The 18,849-nt window shown below is 53.0% G+C and carries 15 protein-coding genes; 2 read left to right on the top strand and 13 right to left on the bottom strand.

Going from position 1 to position 18,849, the window contains the following annotated elements; genetic code table 11:
- Nucleotides 1–9 precede the first annotated feature (9 nt).
- The 6 genes from FE783_RS31025 to FE783_RS31000 all read right to left on the bottom strand — a co-directional run bounded on the left by FE783_RS31025 (nt 10) and on the right by FE783_RS31000 (nt 6,712).
- Complete coding sequence (locus FE783_RS31025; protein WP_138883280.1) at nt 10–1,665, bottom strand: GMC family oxidoreductase; 1,656 nt, start codon at nt 1,663–1,665, stop codon at nt 10–12.
- A 186-nt stretch (nt 1,666–1,851) separates the two neighbouring features.
- Nucleotides 1,852–2,445 (bottom strand): DUF975 family protein, encoded by a 594-nt coding sequence (locus FE783_RS31020; RefSeq protein ID WP_138883279.1) that lies wholly within the window; start codon nt 2,443–2,445, stop codon nt 1,852–1,854.
- A gap of 225 nt (nt 2,446–2,670) precedes the next feature.
- Nucleotides 2,671–3,381, bottom strand: a complete 711-nt coding sequence (locus tag FE783_RS31015) for a PIG-L deacetylase family protein (protein WP_138883278.1) — start codon at nt 3,379–3,381, stop codon at nt 2,671–2,673.
- 30 nt (nt 3,382–3,411) lie between these two features.
- Entirely contained in the window at nt 3,412–4,365 is a 954-nt protein-coding gene (locus tag FE783_RS31010) for a GNAT family N-acetyltransferase (RefSeq protein WP_138883277.1), read from the bottom strand.
- Nucleotides 4,366–4,396: 31 nt separating this feature from the next.
- Complete coding sequence (locus FE783_RS31005) at nt 4,397–5,578, bottom strand: exo-beta-N-acetylmuramidase NamZ family protein (RefSeq protein WP_238403323.1); 1,182 nt, start codon at nt 5,576–5,578, stop codon at nt 4,397–4,399.
- A gap of 276 nt (nt 5,579–5,854) precedes the next feature.
- Nucleotides 5,855–6,712 carry a MurR/RpiR family transcriptional regulator gene (locus tag FE783_RS31000; RefSeq protein ID WP_138883276.1) on the bottom strand — a complete coding sequence of 286 codons (858 nt, stop codon included), beginning with the start codon at nt 6,710–6,712 and terminating at the stop codon, nt 5,855–5,857.
- A gap of 533 nt (nt 6,713–7,245) precedes the next feature.
- Here FE783_RS31000 and murQ point away from each other — a divergent pair.
- Nucleotides 7,246–8,160, top strand: a complete 915-nt coding sequence (gene murQ / locus FE783_RS30995) for an N-acetylmuramic acid 6-phosphate etherase (RefSeq protein ID WP_138883275.1) — start codon at nt 7,246–7,248, stop codon at nt 8,158–8,160.
- Between the two features lie 73 nt (nt 8,161–8,233).
- Here murQ and FE783_RS30990 read toward each other — a convergent pair whose 3' ends face one another.
- The 6 genes from FE783_RS30990 to FE783_RS30965 all read right to left on the bottom strand — a co-directional run bounded on the left by FE783_RS30990 (nt 8,234) and on the right by FE783_RS30965 (nt 16,340).
- Nucleotides 8,234–9,325: a sialidase family protein gene (locus FE783_RS30990; protein WP_158302140.1), complete on the bottom strand. Its 1,092-nt coding sequence runs from the start codon at nt 9,323–9,325 to the stop codon at nt 8,234–8,236.
- Nucleotides 9,326–9,338: 13 nt separating this feature from the next.
- Entirely contained in the window at nt 9,339–10,241 is a 903-nt protein-coding gene (locus tag FE783_RS30985) for an N-acetylneuraminate lyase (protein ID WP_138883273.1), read from the bottom strand.
- A 38-nt stretch (nt 10,242–10,279) separates the two neighbouring features.
- On the bottom strand, nt 10,280–11,032 hold the full coding sequence (locus FE783_RS30980) for an RraA family protein (RefSeq protein ID WP_138883272.1): 753 nt from the start codon (nt 11,030–11,032) through the stop codon (nt 10,280–10,282).
- 97 nt (nt 11,033–11,129) lie between these two features.
- Nucleotides 11,130–13,511 (bottom strand): hypothetical protein, encoded by a 2,382-nt coding sequence (locus FE783_RS30975; RefSeq protein ID WP_138883271.1) that lies wholly within the window; start codon nt 13,509–13,511, stop codon nt 11,130–11,132.
- 139 nt (nt 13,512–13,650) lie between these two features.
- The gene (locus tag FE783_RS30970; RefSeq protein ID WP_138883270.1) at nt 13,651–14,976 is read right to left on the bottom strand and encodes an ABC transporter substrate-binding protein; all 1,326 of its coding nucleotides are present in this window, start codon (nt 14,974–14,976) and stop codon (nt 13,651–13,653) included.
- Nucleotides 14,977–15,026: 50 nt separating this feature from the next.
- Entirely contained in the window at nt 15,027–16,340 is a 1,314-nt protein-coding gene (locus tag FE783_RS30965; RefSeq protein WP_138883269.1) for an ABC transporter substrate-binding protein, read from the bottom strand.
- Nucleotides 16,341–16,612: 272 nt separating this feature from the next.
- On the opposite strand from FE783_RS30965, the gene FE783_RS30960 reads away from it, so the two are divergent.
- Entirely contained in the window at nt 16,613–17,497 is an 885-nt protein-coding gene (locus FE783_RS30960; RefSeq protein ID WP_158302139.1) for a helix-turn-helix domain-containing protein, read from the top strand.
- A gap of 73 nt (nt 17,498–17,570) precedes the next feature.
- Here FE783_RS30960 and FE783_RS30955 read toward each other — a convergent pair whose 3' ends face one another.
- On the bottom strand, nt 17,571–18,836 hold the full coding sequence (locus FE783_RS30955) for an alpha-L-fucosidase (protein ID WP_138883267.1): 1,266 nt from the start codon (nt 18,834–18,836) through the stop codon (nt 17,571–17,573).
- Nucleotides 18,837–18,849: the final 13 nt, after the last annotated feature.

The raw sequence follows: 18,849 nt of genomic DNA, 5'->3' as shown, positions 1-18,849 counted from the left end.
TGTTTCATATTATTCTTGTTCCCTTTCCGTTACTCGTTTGTTCAGACGCTTCTTGGGCGAAGGCGATCGGACTTTGTGATCCCTAATCTGCTTGGCTATCGTGTAGCCGATCAAATAGGCTGAAGCCGACGTATTGCCGTCTACCGTGAAAGGGACGAGCGAGGCATCTGCAACAATCAAATTGCTAACTCCATGAACGCGTCCGCGACTGTCCGTCACGCCCCCCTTGCTAAAGGGAGCCATTCGAAGGAAGCCTTGCTGATGATGATTATGTTCAAAGGTTTGTTTAATAAACTCTTCCAGCTTGGCGTCATCGTGAATCGTCTCGATTGTAGGGGATATGAGCCTATACGCTCCGTCAATCGCCGAAAGCTCCGATGCGATATCCAGAATATAAGTGCGGTAAATCAATTTAATGGTTTCGAGGTCGCGGGGATCATCCAGAAATCCTTCATTGGCAAGGACAATTTGCAGAGGATCCTTGCTCTGAATACGAATCGACCCGCGGCTTTTGGGCCTTAAGTAAAGAATAGCGAGAGTAAGCGAGTCTTCAGAGCCTAATCCTATCAGTTGAACACCGCGGCGAGCGGGATTTTCTCCGGGTGTCGGATCCGGAAGGAAAGCCCCTCCCGTGTATAGCGCATCCGGATCCGACCGGGGAAGCGGACGGTCTTCCGGGTTTGTCGTAAATGTAGCAAAGTTGAGCGTATGGTTTCGCAGTCTTTTCCCTACATTCGGATTATCGAAAATTACGCGGATCCCGGCTTTTTTCAAGTCGGCCGCAGGCCCGATTCCCGAAAGCATGAGGAGCTGCGGACTGTTGATCCCGGCCGAAAGGATGACCTTCTTTTTCGCATAGGCTATAACGCGACGGCCTTCCTTCAGAAATTCGGCGCCAACCGCACGCTTTCCGGAAAACAGCACGCGTAACAAGGTAGTTTTATAAAAAATTCGAAGCTTGCGGTCCCCTGAGCCGATCATGGCAGAGGACGCAATGCCTGATCGCAGAAACGCGGTCGACGAACTCTCCCTCCTGCCGTCCGGCTGCTGATATAATTGCCATCTGGTAAAGGGCCCCATCGGCGTTTTCGGATCGTTGTAGTCGAGGATTCTTGTAAAGCCCGTAGCACGCTCAATGGCGCTGGTCAGTTTGTCGGCCATTCGGGTGGGATTCGCCGGCGCTTGGCGAATGTTAATTTTTCCGTGATAGCCATGGGCGTTTCGGTTATTCGTTTTTCCATTATATTTTTCAAGCCGTTTAAACCGTTGAAGCGCCCTTCGAGGCGACCATAACGGGCCGTTCAGTCTCTCCCATTCCCGTAAGACAGCCGCTGTCGGTCTTACATATTGTTCTCCGTTGATGGAAGATCCTCCTCCGGATAGCCGTCCCGTCGTCCACTCGAAAGAACGTCCATCCAGATTTTGTTGGGGGACGCCTTCCCCTTGCCAGAAATAATTCGGGAAAAATTCCTCCTCCAATTCCAGGGCGAAGGCGGAATTTCGGATCGGGATATCCCTGTCCTTGTTTTCTCCCGCTTCCAAAAGAAGAATGGAGCTCCTTTTATTGTCCGCCAGCGTTTTTGCAATCACCGCGCCTGCGGGACCCGAACCGACTACAATGTAATCGAAGGATAAGGAATTATTGACACCTTTCCTATTGCTCATATCATTTCTCCTTGTGTCCTTATGGGACTATTTTCAAATTACAGCCCATTGTAGAATATTGTGAAATTTAATATTTGGTGCCAGACCCTATGCCGTTGGACCGAAAACAACAAAAAGAGAGCTTGCTTGCGCAAGCTCCCCGCACCCGGACGATTCTGTTCCGTTCCCGCGCATCCGCTTCCATTATCAATCGCTCGTAATGACGGTACGTCCCTTCAGATCCTCGTAAAACGCCGCCTGGGCGGCCAGCATGTACGGATACAGCCAAATGAACCCGAGTCCGAACGGAATGCAAGCAAGGATCGCCCAGCCGATGAACGACAAGTACAGCACGAACAATCTGCCTTTGTGCCCTTTCATCATTTCCTTGCTTTGCCGGATCGCATCCATCGCCTCGATTTTCGGATTTTCCCGCAAAATGAAGAATGCCTGGGAATAGCGCAATGCGGCGATAATCCCCGGAACGATCAAGAGCAGCGACCAGAGGAAGACGAAAATCTGAACGAGCAAATAAACGAGAAACGAGACGGCAAACCGGTCGAACGAGTTAAACAGTACACCGACGAGCGGCCTCTCGTTGCGAACGAGCCTGACGAAGTAAGTAATGAGACCGAGCGTAAGCGGTCCCCCCAGCAGCAGCACCCCTATTCCGCCGATATAAGGTATGTACGACAGCACTCCGATGATGACTGTATACAAGAGCGTAATGCCTACGGCGGGAAGCCAATTCCCGCTCAAACTTTTTCTTGCGATCGCACGCAACTCGGCACTGGTCGGCATCGGTACGATTCCTCCGTTATCGAAATTTGTCGCGGGAGGACCTAGCACCGTCGAGACCCGGGCTGGCCGTCCGGCAACTTTTATTGGAGTATATTCGCACCGCTTTGTCCCATATGCCATCATGCCGAAGCTTTTCCATGAGAGGCGCAAAATAACCCCATAAACGAAAAAGACCGCCCCCGCACCTGGAACGGATGCGTGAAACGGCCCTATTGTCGTATTCGGTTACTCGAACCATTGCAGTCGCTTGTTCAGGGCGCCTCTCGGCACCATGAAGCCTTGCGCTCGCTTGAAGTATACCGGTGCCCCGCGGACGACCGTCAGCGCCTTGTAATAGTCGATGTACGGGAATCCGTACGTCTCCCCGCGTGCGAAGGCGTATACGCTGAGCGCTTTAATCCAAGCCTCGAACGCCTCCTCCGGGATGTCTACGAACACTTCCGGAACGAATTCGTGCATGTCCTCCCAGTTTTCCGAGAAATACAGCTTCTTCGCGTAATGGCCCGGCAGCTCGCGCTCGATCGTCTTCAGAGCGGCATAGAAGTGCGCGTCCTCGGCAATCGCATGGGTGTTGGCGTGGTCTTTATGAATGCTGTGCTTCCAGTGCGTAATGATAATGTCCGGCTTTACTTCGCGGATAATGTCCGCTACCTCGTATTTGATTTGATCGTTGACCGGAATTTCCGCATCTTTATATTGCAAGTACCGCACGTCGGCGCCGAGAATTTCCGCGGCCTTATACGACTCCTCGATTTTCTGCTTGGCGTAATCGTCCGGGGACAGGCGCGGATGGCCTTTCTCGCCGGGGGACAAATGCAGGAATGTCGCCTTGTGGCCCGCCTGCGTATATTTCGCTATCGTCGCACCCGCCGTCAGCTCCTGATCTCCCGCATGCGCGCTGATCGCCAAAATATGATGCTTCTGTTGCTCGGACATGCCTATTCTCCTCTCGTTGCTGTACTTAGGTTAGAAGCTTTTCTTGCATACGTGAAAACGCCGTGTAATCCCGAAGCCCAGCTTCTTGTACAAATGCCCGGCCGTCGTCGTCTCCCCCGTCCACAGGAACCAGGCTCCGTGCAGCCCTTGCGCCCGCATATTGGCCAGACAGTCGTGCAGCAAAATTTTACCGAGTCCTTTCCCTTGCTGGGACGGATCGACGCCGAACGGGCCGAATCTTTCGAGGATGCCTTCGTACCCGCCGTGCATACAGAAGCCTACCAGCTTGCCTTTCTCGCGGGCCACATGAATCGCGCCCAGAGACAGCCCCCGCAGCACGCCTTCGCGTATGGCGCGCCCCCAATCGGGGTTGAAGGCGTCGGTCGCGAAACGGATCACCTCGACCAGATCGCTGTCCTGCGCCAGCCTGAACGTGTAGCCCTCGCTTTCCCGTTCGCGCTTCAGCGCCTTAATATCCTCGGGCACGGAATAGCCGACGAGCGGATAATCCATCGCCACCGGGGAATACAGCCGGTTAAAGCCGAGCTTCTGCAAAAACTCGTAGCCGGCCGGATAGCTGTCCGCATCTACGCCCGGAACGAAATAGTTCGGAGCATAGGACGAGAAAAACACGTGCTTGCGGCCATGGTTCATCAAAAATTCGAAGGCGTCTCGCATCAAGCGGCTGCCGACTCCTTGCCGGCGCTTATCCGGCGCCACGAAGAAGGCCGTGATCCAGCCGTTGTCCGGCTCCAGCTCCGTCCCGTGCATCGGGAGCAAACGTCTCAAGCTGTACACCGCTCCGATCAGCCGCTCTCCTTCGAACGAGAGCCGCAGTCCTTCCGGATCGAAGTTGGCGTCCAGCAGCACCATGTTGCGGAATCTATGCGGAGTGATCGGATCGTGATGCAGACATTCGTTCCACAAGCCCACGATCGCCGCCTCATCTCCGGGCTCGTAATGCCGGTAGCTGATTTCAGCCATGACTATCTCTCCTTTATTCCGTTAAAGTTCCTTATTCGTACAGCAAATAGGCTTCGCGTGTCTTGGCCCATTCCGCCGCTTCTCTGTCCCATTCGTCCGCGATCCGTTCCGCGTCCCCCGGCTCGTGCAGCGTCAGCCGCACTTTGTCGCTGCCGGTCAGGAGATCGATAAAACTTCTTGAGCCTTCCTTGAACGGCGGCAGCCAGGAGAAATGATCTCCGTGCATTTCCTGAATTTGCTCCAGCAAATAAAGTCCCGTCCTTACGGCCCGGTACTCCGCCGGATCGTTTACATACACCTGAACGCCGCCGCACAATTCGCCCTTATGCTTGGAGAACATCGGCGTGAAGTAGACCGGATGGAAAGTAACTCCCGGAAGTCCCCGCCGGTTCATCGAATCGGCGACTCGTCCAGCGTCCAGCCACGGAGCCCCGATCATTTCGAACGGCCGTGTCGTTCCGCGTCCTTCGGACAAGTTCGTTCCTTCGAACAAGCACGTTCCGGCGTATACGCGCACCGTATCCATCGTCGGCATATTCGGCGAAGGCATGACCCACGGCAGACCCGTCTCGGGATATTCCATATCCCGGCGCCATCCTTCCAGCGGAACGACTTGAAGGTTGCATTTCGGCTCCGATTGGTCTTGGATCAGTCTGGCGAATTCGCCGATCGTCAAGCCCGTGCGGAACGGAACCGGCCATCCTCCGACCATCGATTGATAACCGTCGCGCAGGATGCCGCCTTCCACATTCCGGCCCCCGAGCGGATTCGGCCGGTCCAGCACGATCAGCTCCTTGCCCGCTTTCGCGCAAGCCTGCATCGTATAAATAAGAGTCGTCAAATAGGTATAAAACCGTACGCCCAAATCCTGAAAGTCGAACACGATCGCATCGACCGTCTCCAACATTTCCGGCGTCGGCGCCCGATGTTTCCCATACAGGCTGAACACGGGAATACCCAATGCCGGTTCGGTTTCATCCTCGAACAGCAGCCCCGCCTGCCGCTCCCCGCGTATGCCGTGCTCGCAAGCGAACAAGGCGGTCAGCTTCCCGGCCGACTGTCCTGCACATACGTCGACGGTAGACCGGAAATGCCGCGTAATGCCGGTAGGATTCGTCAATACTCCGATGCGTTTGCCGGCCAAATAAGCCAATGCGGATTGCTCCAACCGGTCGGCTCCGGATCGTACAGACTGCAGCTTCGAAAGTTCCAACTCCGTTACCTCCACTCCGTTACAATATTCGCTTTATTGCTGCCTCTTATGAATCGGTGCCAAAAATGAGTTTAAATCGCTACAGCCCCATTATAGCACTATGAAACAATATTTCAATTATTATATTAAAATATAAAACAATATTTTACACTTGCGCGCAACAATGCCAACCGCAGCCGGTCAAGCCCGTCCGAACGGACAACTCCCCCTGCGGCAGCGATCGCGAGCGCGAAGAAGCCGCACCCGCGTCTATTCGGATAGCGGCCGCAACGGCTTTTATTTCCTCGTCTCGATCTTCTCCATATCCCCGAGCACCTTGCGGCTGCGCTCCAAATATTCAACCGACTCTTCATAGTTGGAGCTCGCTACGCTCAAATATAAAATATCGATCAAATTAAGCTGCGTAATCCGCGACGACATCGCCCCGCTGCGGATTTCGTTCTCCGTCGAAGCGATATACAGCGGGATGCCCGCCACGCCTCCCAGCGTCGTATTGCCGTATTTGGTAATGCTGATCGTGGCCGCTCCGGCTTCATTCGCATAGATCAGGCTTTGAATGACCGGCTTCGTCTCTCCGGAATAGGAGATGCCTACGGCGACGTCGTCCTCTTGAATCGTGACGGCTGCGGTCAACTGAACCGTCGGATCGGTAAAGGTGAAGCACGCTTTGTTGATGCGCAGAAATTTTTGCTGGGCGTCCTGCGCGATCAGGTTGGACGCGCCGGTGCCGAAGAAGAAGATGCGGTTCGCTTTGCTCAGCGCTTCGACCGCCCTTTTCAAATGGCCGAGATCCAATATTTTCATCGTATCCCGGATCGATTGCATATTGTTGTGCGACACATTTTGCACGATCGTCCCGATCGGATCGTTCGGACTGAATTCCCGGTATTCGTACGTCTCCTGCGTCTGCAGGTCGCCGACTACTTTCATCTTCAGTTCCGGATAGCCTTTGAAACCTAGCGACTTGCACAGCCGGATGATCGCCGCCTGGCTGCCTCCGCTCCGTTCCGCCAAGTCGGCGACCGACATGCTCGCCATCTGTTGCGGATGGGCCAAAATGTAATCTGCGATAATACGCTCCGATGGCGTAATGTGCTGCACCATTTCCCTAATGCGAACCAGTCCGCCGTTCAATGCGATTCCACCTTTACCGTTTGAATCAAACGTCTTATTCAAACCACTGCAGCCGTTTGTTCAGGCCGCCCTTCTGCACCATAATACTTGCAACCGCTTGAAATAGACGGGCGCCTTGCGCTGAATGCCAAAAAATGCTTGTTTCGCCTGTTCGGTCATGTCCATCTTCTTCTTTTCATTGTATCCGTTTTGAAGTGCGCAATTCAAACGCTACTCTTTCAGGCCCGAATTCATCGTGCCGCGCACGTATGCTGCCGACATAATAACCGTGTATGAAAACTATGGAACGGCGAGCGCTTTCATTGAATTTAAAATTTTAAATCATTTGTTCCATTAAATGAAAAACAAAATTTCAACCACAAACCCATTATAGCGCAGTGAAATAAAATTTCAATAAATAGTTAATATATAAAAAAATATTTTACAATCCTATCGTTATCGTTTATAGTTAGGAAAAGACATTGACGGTTTTCTATACAATAGACCAGCCTTCTCGATGCTATCTTTGAGAACACAGCTGCGGAGGGACCTTTATGAATAGTTCTTTGGAACGATTGATTACCGAACGCCAAAATGAACGGACTCGAGACATCGATCGGGTGTCCACGGTCCGCATGCTCGAGCTTATGAATGATGAAGACCAATTGATCGCCGCAGCCGTCAGGAGAACGATTCCCGAGATCGGGAAAGCGGTCGATCTGATCGTGGCCCGGTTCCGGCTTGGCGGGAAGCTGTTCTACGCAGGAGCGGGAACGAGCGGAAGGCTCGGCATCCTCGACGCTTCGGAATGTCCTCCTACGTTCGGAACGAATCCCGAGCTGGTCCAAGGCATTATTGCCGGTGGAGATACGGCGATCCGCAAGGCGGTGGAAGGTGCTGAAGACAACGAAGAGATGGGAGCGCAGGATATCGAACGCTATGGCGTCGGGGAACATGATGTTGTAGTAGGGATCGCGGCAAGCGGGCGCACCCCATACGTCATCGGGGCCATGAAGCGGGCCAAAGCGGCGGGCGCTGCCGTCATCTGCGTATGCAACAACCCGGATACGGCGATGAGCCGGCACGCCGATATCGCAATCGAGGCCGTTGTCGGGCCGGAAGCGGTGCTCGGCTCCACCCGGCTGAAAGCGGGTACGGCGCAGAAAATGATTTTGAATATGCTGACAACCGCTTCCTTCATCCAAATGGGCAAAGTATACGGCAACCTGATGGTGGACATGCAGGCGACGAACGTGAAGCTCGTCAACCGGGCCAAGCAGATGATCCGCATGGCTACAGGCGCTCCGGAGGACGAGGTCGAGCAGGCTTTCCAAGCTACGAACGGACATGTCAAGACGGCTACCGTCATGATCGCCACGAACTCCCCTTACGAGCAGGCCGCCACGCTGCTCGAGCAGTCGCATGGCTTCGTCCGCGAAGCGATCCGGCTCGGCCGCTCAGACGAATAGTAAAAATAAACCGCCCCATACCGAATTCCTAATCGGTAAGAGGCGGTTTCTTATGTCGCCGAGCTTCATCGCATCACTTGTAAATCCATTCCCGGCCGATCAAAGCCAGGCACAAATCCAAGCCTTTCCGTTCGAAAGGAAGCGACTTATCGTCTTGCACCAGTTGCGGATCCACCACTTTCGCGTAAGTCAAGAGAGCATCCCCCGCTTCCGTCATCAAGCAGTTTACATTCATGTATTCGTACGGTCCCGTTTCGATATCGCCTATTTTACGCCATGTGCTTCCGTCGTCGCGGGACAGCGCGGCTGACAGCGGGGTGCGCAGCCCGTAATGATGCCTGGCCGGATTATAATCGCTACCGTTATAAAACAATACCAAGTCGCCGGTAGAAGGAATCCGTCTCACACATGTACATGATTCGGGCGCACGCACTCCGGACGTTTGCGGCAACGACCACGTTTCCCCCCAGTCTCCGGAGTATGACAGGAACACCGCTCCAAGCTGCGTCCGTATCGACATGATCAGCTCTCCGCCGTTCGGGGCCAGTTCGGCCACGGATGCCTCCATGGCGCCTCTCATCGGCAAATCGACCGTACCGCCCGCCTGGCGCCAGGTGCGCCCCTCATCGTCGCTTAAGAAACAGCCGATCGTATTATGCTGGCTTCCTTGATGCCCCGTTCCGAAGTGAAACGGCAGCAGCAATCGTCCGCCGCTAAGGACGTTCATATTGTTGGCCCCGCCCTGCAGCCATTGGCCCGCGCTCCGTTCCCATATGCTGCCCGCATCGACCCACGTCTCGCCTTCGTCGGAGGAACGGAAAAGGCACATGCTCGAGCTGTTCGCGCCATGATGACCGCGGAGGCAATGTAGAAGCAGATCGCCGGAAGGCAGCCGGCATAGGCCGGGTGCCTGTACGTTATGGTCCCCAGGATGGACGTCGACGAGCATCGATTCCTCGCCCCAAGTCAATCCGCCGTCTCGTGAAGTTTTGGCATAGATCCGGCACAGCCCGAAATCGCTACCTCCCCCGGGTCCGTCCTCATATTTGTGCCAAACGAGCAGCAATCGCCCGTCCTGGAGCGGAACGATGCTTGCCGTGTCGTTGCGCGGATTGCCTGCCCCGGCCTCGGCTACCGAAATGTACCGGATATATGAATTGGACACAAGCTCCATCTCCTTATCGGTTCAACTCCAAAAATTCGAACTGCTGCGCAAACCGGCGGATTTGCAGCCGCTCTTCGCCGGTCAGCTGCTGAATCGGTTTTCTCGGCAAGCCGACGTCGATTCCTTGCAAGCGCAATATTTCCCGCTCGAACGCGATGAAATCGTATTTCAGCAATTCGGCGATAACCCGGTTCGCGTCCGTTTGCAGCCTGCGCGCCTCGGCCCAATCGCCTTCCCGGAACTTCCGGTACAGCTGCGCGAACAAGTCCGGCATAATGTTGTACGTGCTTCCGATAGCGCCGCAGCAGCCGACCGCGAGCCCCGCGAGCAAACATTCGTCCGGCCCGTTGAATACGCGGAAGTCCGGCCCGCATGCTTCGATCAGCTGCTGGAGCTCGAACGTATCTTTGGAAGTAAACTTAACTCCGACGATGCGGTCAACCTTGGACAATTCCTCGTAAAAGCGGACGGTTGACTGCACGCCCGTCATGGCAGGGAAATGGTACAGAATAAGCGGTATGTCAGCCGCCAGCGCAATATCGATATAATGCCCGCGTACTTGCTCCTGACCGTGCTTGTAGTAAAACGGAGCAACCGACGATACCGCATCGGCGCCGACTCGCGCCGCATGCTTCGCCAGCCTGACGCAAGTGTCCGTGTCCATCGCGCCGACATGGGAGATGACGGGTACGGCTCCCCGCACCTCGTCCACGACGATTTCCAGCATTTGCTCGCGCTCCCCGACCGATTGAAGGAAACCTTCGCCCGTACTGCCGCTCACATAGAAGCCGTCCACCCGCTTCTCCAGCAAATGACGGACAAGCTTGCGTGCGGTCGGTTCGCTGATCGCGCCCGACTCGTCATATGGCGTAATGAGCGCCGGAATGATTCCTTGCATTTTGTTAAGTGGCAGCATGCTTTCACCAATCCTATCCGATTCTCTCTATAGTGTTCTTACCATTCTCCCGAATTGCCGAAAGTCCGCTTCGCGTGAATACCGAATTGTTTGCCCGCAGCATCGATTTCCCGAAGAAGCTCCTGCATCGGCTTGCCCGAGGAGCTTCTGGCCGCGGGAATGAGCGTATCGCATTCATTGTCGTCCATGAAGCGGGCGGCATCCAACAGCCGACGCTCGTCTTCGTGCGGAATGACCATGAACCCGTGCTTGTCGGCATGAATGAGCTGGCCCGGTCTGACCGTACAGCCGAACACTTCGACTTCGCATCCCCAACGGACCGGCGTACTGTAAGCATGACCGACGCACATTCTGCGGGCCAACGCCTTGAAGCCGGCGTTAGTCATTTCGTCCAGATCGCGGATCGCCCCGTCGGTAATCGTGCCGACGCATCCTAACGCGCGGTGAATATTGCTGTTCACTTCGCCCCAGAACGCACCGACAACCCGGGGAGCATCCAAATCTTGAACGACTACGATTTTGGGACCGGGGAGTCCGGCCACATATTGCCGGTATTCGCTCCACGCATTCGGATTGTTTCGCGGATGAGCCGGATTACCAGGCTCGATCTGCACCGTTACGGCATAGCCGATCATCGGCCCCATTTGCGGCATAAAGTCCCGCGTTTCCTCCGTATTGAACCCTTTCGTAATGTCTTGATTCGTGATAGCTTCCCAGCCGTTATAAACGGTCGGCGTATTCCACCTTTTCAATTTCAACAATTCGCTGCAGCTTAAACGTTGTTCGCTCATTTCCAATCACCCTCGCTTGGCTTGGCGCTATCTTGATCATAGCCCCGTTCCGATTACAAAGCGTCCCATATTTTCACCGTTCAACTAAGTTTCTTCCCTATCTGGAATACCCGATTAGCTGCACCGTCTTCGCTACGCTGCTTGGCAATGAAGATTTGGCGTAAACCGATATGGAGACGATTGCCGCGCCATTGCGAATTAACGTCGCGATGTCGTCATCCGTTATCCATAATGAACCTGCAACCGTCGCCGATTTTTCCACAAAAGCATTCGTTGAGTCGCTATAGTCGCAGCGGATTTTGACCGTATCGGTCTCATTGATTCCGAACGCGCCGTCCCATGTGATTTTGACTTTGGCCAATTCGACGCTGGAAAAGCCCGCCGCCGGTCCGATCGTAAGCGCGGCTCCGTACGTATCATTCAATCCGTCCGTAGGGGTCAACACGGCATTCAATCCCGAGCTGCCTCCCACTCGTGTCCAATCCGCGCTGGAAGCGGTACTCTTTGCCGTATAGACGGTTTTATTCGCCGTATCGATATATTGTTCGCCGACGTAATGGGGGGCGAATGCGGGAGCGGCGTCGCCCTGCAGCGTAAATTCCTGCTGTGGCGGCAGCCCCGACGGAACAGGCCTGTAATCGTACCAAGCCGTCCCCTTTACCAGCAAAGCGTATTCGACTTCGATCGCATCTCCCGTCGTTGTTCCCGGATGGATCAAAACATCGATACTTTCATTCGGCACAATGCCGGTCAAGTCCAGTTTGGAGACGCCATCTTGATCGAAAACAGGGGTGTACTCCACGGCATTCGTATGTCCGGCGTTCCATTTCCTTACAAGCAATCCGGCGCGGGGATTCGGGTTCGCGGCCTTTACTACAACCCGATAACTGCCCGATTCGGTCAATACGCTGCTTTGCACGATTCCTTTACTTCTGGGAAAGGAATCTACGGTTGTATATTTCACATTCCCGTTCGGCAAATACTCGACCGTCATGCTTCCCCCGTCTTTGCTCCAGTACAGAGGGACGCCGTCGGAACTTGTCCCTTTTACGAAATTATAGCTGTTTTTCAGCATATTTTTTCTCGGATGCGGAACCGATTTATTGAAGTTGGAAGCGCCGGAGAAAATTTTCCCGTCTACCTGGTTGAAACCGGCTACGCTCATTAATCCTTTGGTAACCCCGAACATATCCAAATTGGACAAAAGGAGCTTATTGTTCGCATTGCTTACGAACGTAATCCCATAATCGGGCCGCGTTAGCGACGGATGCCTGGCCAGATTAACCGTGAGAACCGCCACATTGTTTACAAGACAAGGCGTAATAATCGTTTTGACGGGATTGTTCAGTCTCAGCAAGCCGCCATAGGCCGGGTCGTTCGAATATCCGGTGTAGACGATGCCGTTATTGATTCTTACGCCTGCCCCGGTGTTGGCCTCGATATCGAACGCCACCCCCGTGATGTCCAGCCAAAAATCGTTGACCGTAATGGATCTGGCTCCGCCCTGGTTCAATTTGACCTTCACGGAAGTTCTGTAAAAGATCGTGTGATAATTGGAAATGTTCACGCCGTCATATTCTTCTATATAAATGCCGATGCTGTCGGGGTTTCCGGTACCCAGCCAGAGCAGCGCTTCAGGAGGTCTGACCACATTCGGATTCAAATGAATATTGTTCAAATAGGCGACGTCCCCGCCTTTATAAAGCTGAATAGCGGTGCCGAAGCTGTATCCGAACAAATTGTCGATGCATATCCGCTCGCCCGTGCCTTTGAAGAAGTGATAGGCGCCGAAAAAGTTCACATTGACAAGATTGCATCCTCCTTTCGCGTCGATCGTAAGCGGAAAACGAATAATTTCACTCAAGGAGGTAGAGAACACGCTTTGTTCGGGATAAAACATTTCGACCCCTTCGATCGTGCTGTTTCGTTCCATGACAAAAGTAGGTGCGGTCATATCCGCCGGATAAATCAAAAATTTGGTATCGTGTTCCACGTACATCCGATTAGGTCCGTTTGTCGTCGCGGTTGCCGGTCCCTGGGTAAACCCTCTTTTCGTCCCTACAATGGCGGTATCTTGCGGCATGATGATTTGACCCGTTATTTTGTAGCTTCTTCTGCTGCAAACGACTTTCGCGCCGGGTACGGAATTGAGCGCCTGATTAAAAGCCGGCGTCCAGTCGGTTATGACGCCGTTCCCGTCTTTTGTTGCGCAGCTTTCAAATTCATCCACGCTTATCCACGTTATTCTTTTGGACAATAATTCAACCTGTTCCCAATCCCCGGCTGTTCCGGCCGGTCCGTAGACATGGTTCGCAACCGAAGCTTCCGCGTTAACGGAATGGATCAATCCTCCCGAAGCTAAGGCTACGCCGGCCATACTGAGTGAAGTCAACAATTCTCTTCGGCTTAGCTTGGCACCCGGGCTCGCCTCTCCGTACGTTTCGTCTAGTTTTTCATTATCGGGTTGTTTGTTCATCACAATCATTCCTCCCGTCTTAAAAACGATCGAACCGTAATTAGGCGCGATCAAAAAAATGGCTGATCCAATTTGAACGAAATTTCGCGTCACTACACTACATTGGGCAATCAAATTGGTCTATTATTTTTTTGATCGCGCCTTATTGACTTTTTTTGGCCGCTACGGCCTGATTGATTTTTTCTTCAGATACTCGCAATGCAGTCGATACATCGGTTTCGCCTATTAAAACCTTAGTCAATTCTGCAGCGGCGATATTATAGGTGTTAATTTCCACAAGGCTCGGATTCGTCGGCGGCGTGGGGGCCACTTTGTTATAGAAGTACGCGAAATTGTTTTTATCCTTTAATTTCGGATGATTTTGCATGTAAGCTTTCTGTATATCTTTATTGGTTAATGCTGTCGCCCTCCCTTCCTTGGAGGCTCTCATTTGATATTCGTCCGTGGTCAAATAGGAAATGGCCCGAAACACTTCATCTTTATATTTGCTCGTACTCGTGGGCAATAAGTACCTTCCGCCCGTCTTGGTTCCAACTCCCGGCGCTTCTTTGTAAGTAGGGAGCGCCACGTAATCGAAATTGAGATTGCCCTTATCCGCGGCTTGGGTCATGAGTCCGATACCCGTCGCCGTCATGGCCACGGCTCCCGTCAGGAAATCGCTTTCCTGATTGCCGTTCGGTACATTATCCTTCGTTCGCTCGTTCCCCGGAATATCGAAAAATCGTTTGACATGATTAAAAACCATCTTCCAATCGTCCGTGTTGATAGCCGCCTTATCCGTTTTGGAATCCAAGCCCGCCAACCCCAACTGGTTGTTCGTCAAGAAGATGTTCGACCAATTGGCGGTAAATCCCCTGTATGTCGTACCGCCCTCCACTCTCGTGAGCTTTTTGGCCAATTCGTACGTGTCATCCCATGTCATGCCGTCTTTCGGGTAAGGGACTCCGAATTTATCGAAAACATCTTTATTGTAATAAAGCACGTATCCCCCGGACTGATAAGGCAATCCGAAAATCATTTGTTCCGCCGTCATATCTTTCATGACCTGGAGCGAATTCGGTTCGAACCGAGTCATATCCAAACTATTTTTTTTAATAAATTCGTTCAGATCGTAGCCGAGCTTGAAACCGAGAAATATCGGCAAATTCACCGTAGCGGTCATATACACATCGGGAATCGTTCCGGCATTGACCAAATCCTTCAATTCCGTGCCTTTGCCCGGTTGAATATATTTCGCTGTAATATGGGGGTACTTCTCCTGTATAGGTCTGCCGAACTGTGCCTGAAACTCTTCCTCCGTTATGGGAAGACCGGTAAAGACCAACTCGACCGGCTTATCGGTTGCTTTGGCTGCGGTCGGCTTTCCGTCCCCAGCGGTACTATTGCCGTTATTGCCGCTTTTGCCGCACCCTGCTGAAGAAGCCGCAATCAGGACGAACGCGGAAATCAGTAAGAAACCTTTTTTCATAGAATAGCCCCCATACTGTGCTTTGGATTCGAGATCGCGAGAAACCGAATTTATTGACTTTTTTTGGCCGCAACGGCTTTGTCCAGCTTTTCTTCAGCCGTTCGCAAGGCGGTTGCCACATCGACTTGGCCTAACATAACATTTGACAATTCCACTGCCGGAAAATTGTATATATTGATGCTCAACAGCTCCGGATTCATCTTGGGAGAGGCAGACGGTTTATTATAGAAGTATGCAAAATTGTTTTTATCCTTTAATTTCGGATTGTTTTGCATGTAAGCTTTCTGTATGTCTTTATTTTGCAATGCGGTTGCCCGTCCATCTTTGGAAGCCTTCATTTGGTATTCGTCGGAAGTCAAGTACATAATCGTTTGAAACACTTCATCTTTATACTTGCTCGTGCTGGTAGGCAATAAATATCTTCCGGACGACTTCGTTCCCATTCCGGGCGCTTCTTTATAAGTGGGGAGCGACACGTAATCATAATTGATCGTACTTTTATCCGCAACGGCAGCAGCCCCCCCGCCCACCGTCATGGCCACGGTTCCTGTTATGAAATCGGTTTCCTGGATCTTATCTGCAATATTGTCCTTATTGATCTGATTGCCCGGAATATCATAAAACCGCTTTACATTATTAAAAACCATTTTCCAGTTGTCCGTGTTGATGACGGCCTTATCCTTAGAATCCAATCCCGGCAAGCTGAGCTGATTATTGATGACGAATATGTTCGACCAGTTGGCGGTAAGTCCCCTGTATTGCACACTGCCCTCAACCCGAGTGAGTCTCTTGGCCAATTCGTACGTATCGTCCCAAGTCATGCCGTCTTTCGGATAAGGGATTCCGAATTTATCGAATATATCCTTGTTGTAATAAAGGACGTAACCCAACGAGGCATTTTGGTAAGGAATTCCGAAAACCATCTGATCCGTTGTCATATCTTTCATCACCTGAACCGCATTCGGTTCGATCCGGCCCAGATCGTAGTTGTATTTTTTAATCCATTCGTTCAAATTTTGACCAAGCTTCATATCCAGAAACATCGGCAAATTAACTGCGGCAGTCATATAGACGTCAAGGGTCGTTCCCGCGCTAACCAGATCTTTCAATTCCGTGCCTTTACCCGGCACGATAAATTTCGTAGTAATGTTCGGGAACTTGTCATGAATCGGTTTGCCGAATTGCTCCTGGAATTCCTCTTCGGTTAGGGGAATGCCGGAAAAGACGAGCTCCACCGTCTTATCGTTTGCTTTGGTTGCGGCTGGCTTCCCGTCCCCGGCGGTACTATTGCCGGTTTTGCCGCATCCTGCTGAAGCGGTCACCATCAGGCTGAGCATGAAAAATAGGATGGAACGTTTGTTCACTGGAAATCCCCCGTTTATAGATTGATGGTCCAAACAAGTGCTGTTGCAGCGTACCTACCGCTTTCTGTAGCAGGTCGTCAGCGCAACCCAAGTTGCTGCACGCTCCACTCATGCGGGCCGCTTTGGCAAAGCCGGCATTTACTAAAGCGCTTACCCGCTTCGTATTGGAGCTATCTTTATGATAGCCGCGCGCTTCTTTCAATACGTCCCATATTTTCTCGATTGTTCTCAATATTTTCGATATAATGAGTAAAAATCAGAGGGGGGCCGTCATGCCGTCCGTCATTCCGCCGGTGCTTACGGATTATCCGAACAAAAACAGCTTCCCATTTTATATCATCAAGAAAGTGAACAACAACGTGCCGCCTCACCGGCATGACTTTCTGGAGCTCTGTCTCGTCGTCGAAGGACGCGGAACCGAGATCGTCAACGGAGTGTCGCATACGCTGGAACCGGGAACGATGACGTTCCTGCTCCCCTATCAGATTCACGAAATTCATGCGGACCCGGGCTGCCAGCTGCTGCTTTACGTATGCAATTTCGACATGGGGCTGCTGCTGAACGCACCGGACCGCGAGCTCGGACACGGCTTGCTGCACGAAGATGAAGCGGAGCCGGCCCCTTTTGTCCAGGTCAGTCCCGAGCAATACCGGGAGATGCTGTCCCTGTTCGATCGGATGCAGTTGGAATATAGCCGGGACGAGCAATGGAGGCAGCTTATATTGACGTCCATGCTGTTCGAGGCGCTAGCCCGGTTCGACCGGGTCCGCAATCAGCAGGAGCGATCGTTATATGCGGCATCGAGGCGGGAACCGGATAGCTCCACGATTTGGGAAATCGTTCATTATATTCATCAGCGCTACCAGGAATCGTTGACGCTCGCCGACCTCGCGAACCGGTTTCATTTCAGCGTGCCGAATTTGAGCAAGCTGCTGAAGCGTCATCTCGGGACGAGCTTCATCGACTTCATCCACGAGCTGAGAATCCGTCAGGCGTGCAGCCTGCTCAAGTCCAGCGATATGGCGATTACGGACATCGCGCTGGAAGTCGGCTTCCGTTCGTTTGCCAGCTTCTCGCGCGTGTTCAATCATTTGAAAGGCGTCTCCCCCTCGGCATACCGGAAAAAAATGAGCGGGCGGCAGCCGGATGCCGAATAACGGCAAAAAACCGATCTGCGGTCATTCGCAGATCGGTTTTTGCAACTCTTATTCGTCGCTTGCCACACCCATCCTATTTCGCTCCCGACTCACCCGTATAATGAAGCGACAAGCTCCGGATCACGGGCTCGCCGTCGCTCTCCAAAATGTCGAGAACGACTCCCCGCACTTTGACCGCCGGCAGCCGGACGATCGCCTTGTGCCCGATGTTGCGGCCTTCGTATACCCGGAACGGACGGCGGGATTTGGCGGTTATGATCGAGATGGCGAAACGCTTGACGCTTTCGCCTTCCGTCAAGTCCTCGCCGAGCACGACGTGGTCGATCAATTGCGCTTCTTTCGTGTCACACACCCACTTGCCGTCACGCAATTCGAAATCGGCAATCGTCGCCAGCGGCCGGCCGTAACGCCGGCGTATTTCCGCGCCGAATTCGAGCAGCCGCTCCGCATCGATATCCGGAAGCCGCCCGTCGCGGTCCGGTCCGATATTCAGCAGCAGGTTGGCCCCGCGGCCGACCGAGAGCGCATACAGCCCTATCAGCTCCTCCAAGCTTTTGAGCGTATGCGCGTCGTTGTCGCTGTAAAACCAGTTGGAGCGCAGCTGTACGTCACATTCGGCGGGAAGCCAAAGCCGTTCCTTCAGCTTCTCCTTGTCGTCGGTCATAATCGAGAAATCGGTCGAGTCGACCACGTTCCAGCACGGAATCGGCGCGATGCCGTCTTCGTTGCCGATCCAGCGGAAATCGGGATCGCCCATATTGAAAATCAATAGGTTCGGCTGCAGCCGGCGAATTTCCCCGATAATACGCGGCCAGTCGTACTGGTGGCTCTCGGAGCCGCACCCGTCAAACCATAACACGTCAATGTCCCCATATCCGGTCAGCAGCTCGGTAATTTGACCTACGAAATAGTCGTCATACGCCTTGGCATCCTGGTTGTAAAAATCGGCGGAGCCGTCGTAAGGCGAATAGTAAATTCCCGGCTTGACCCCGTACTTGCGGCACGCCTCCACAAACTCTTTCACTACGTCGCCTTTGCCGTCCTTCCAAGGGGACGCGGAGACGGAAAACGTCGAATATTTCGTCGGCCAATTGGAAAATCCGTCATGGTGCTTGGCGGTCAGCACCGCATAATTCATTCCCGCTTCCTTGGCGGTCCGAATCCATTGCTCGCAGTCCAGCCCTACCGGATGGAATGCGGAAGGCGACATCGGGCGTTTATCGAAATCGACGTATCCTTCATAAAACGTGCGAAGCCCGAAATGCAAAAACAATCCGAACTCCCATTCCTGAAAGGCGAGCTGCCGGGCGGTCGGCTTGATGCGCTGCAGAACAGTCATCCCGAATCCCCTC

The sequence above is a fragment of the Paenibacillus mesophilus genome, from assembly GCF_005938385.1.
Classification (GTDB): Bacteria; Bacillota; Bacilli; order Paenibacillales; family NBRC-103111; genus Paenibacillus_AB; species Paenibacillus_AB mesophilus.
The sequence above is the reverse complement of the archived record's forward strand: the minus strand, read 5'-3'. Positions and strand labels throughout refer to the sequence as shown.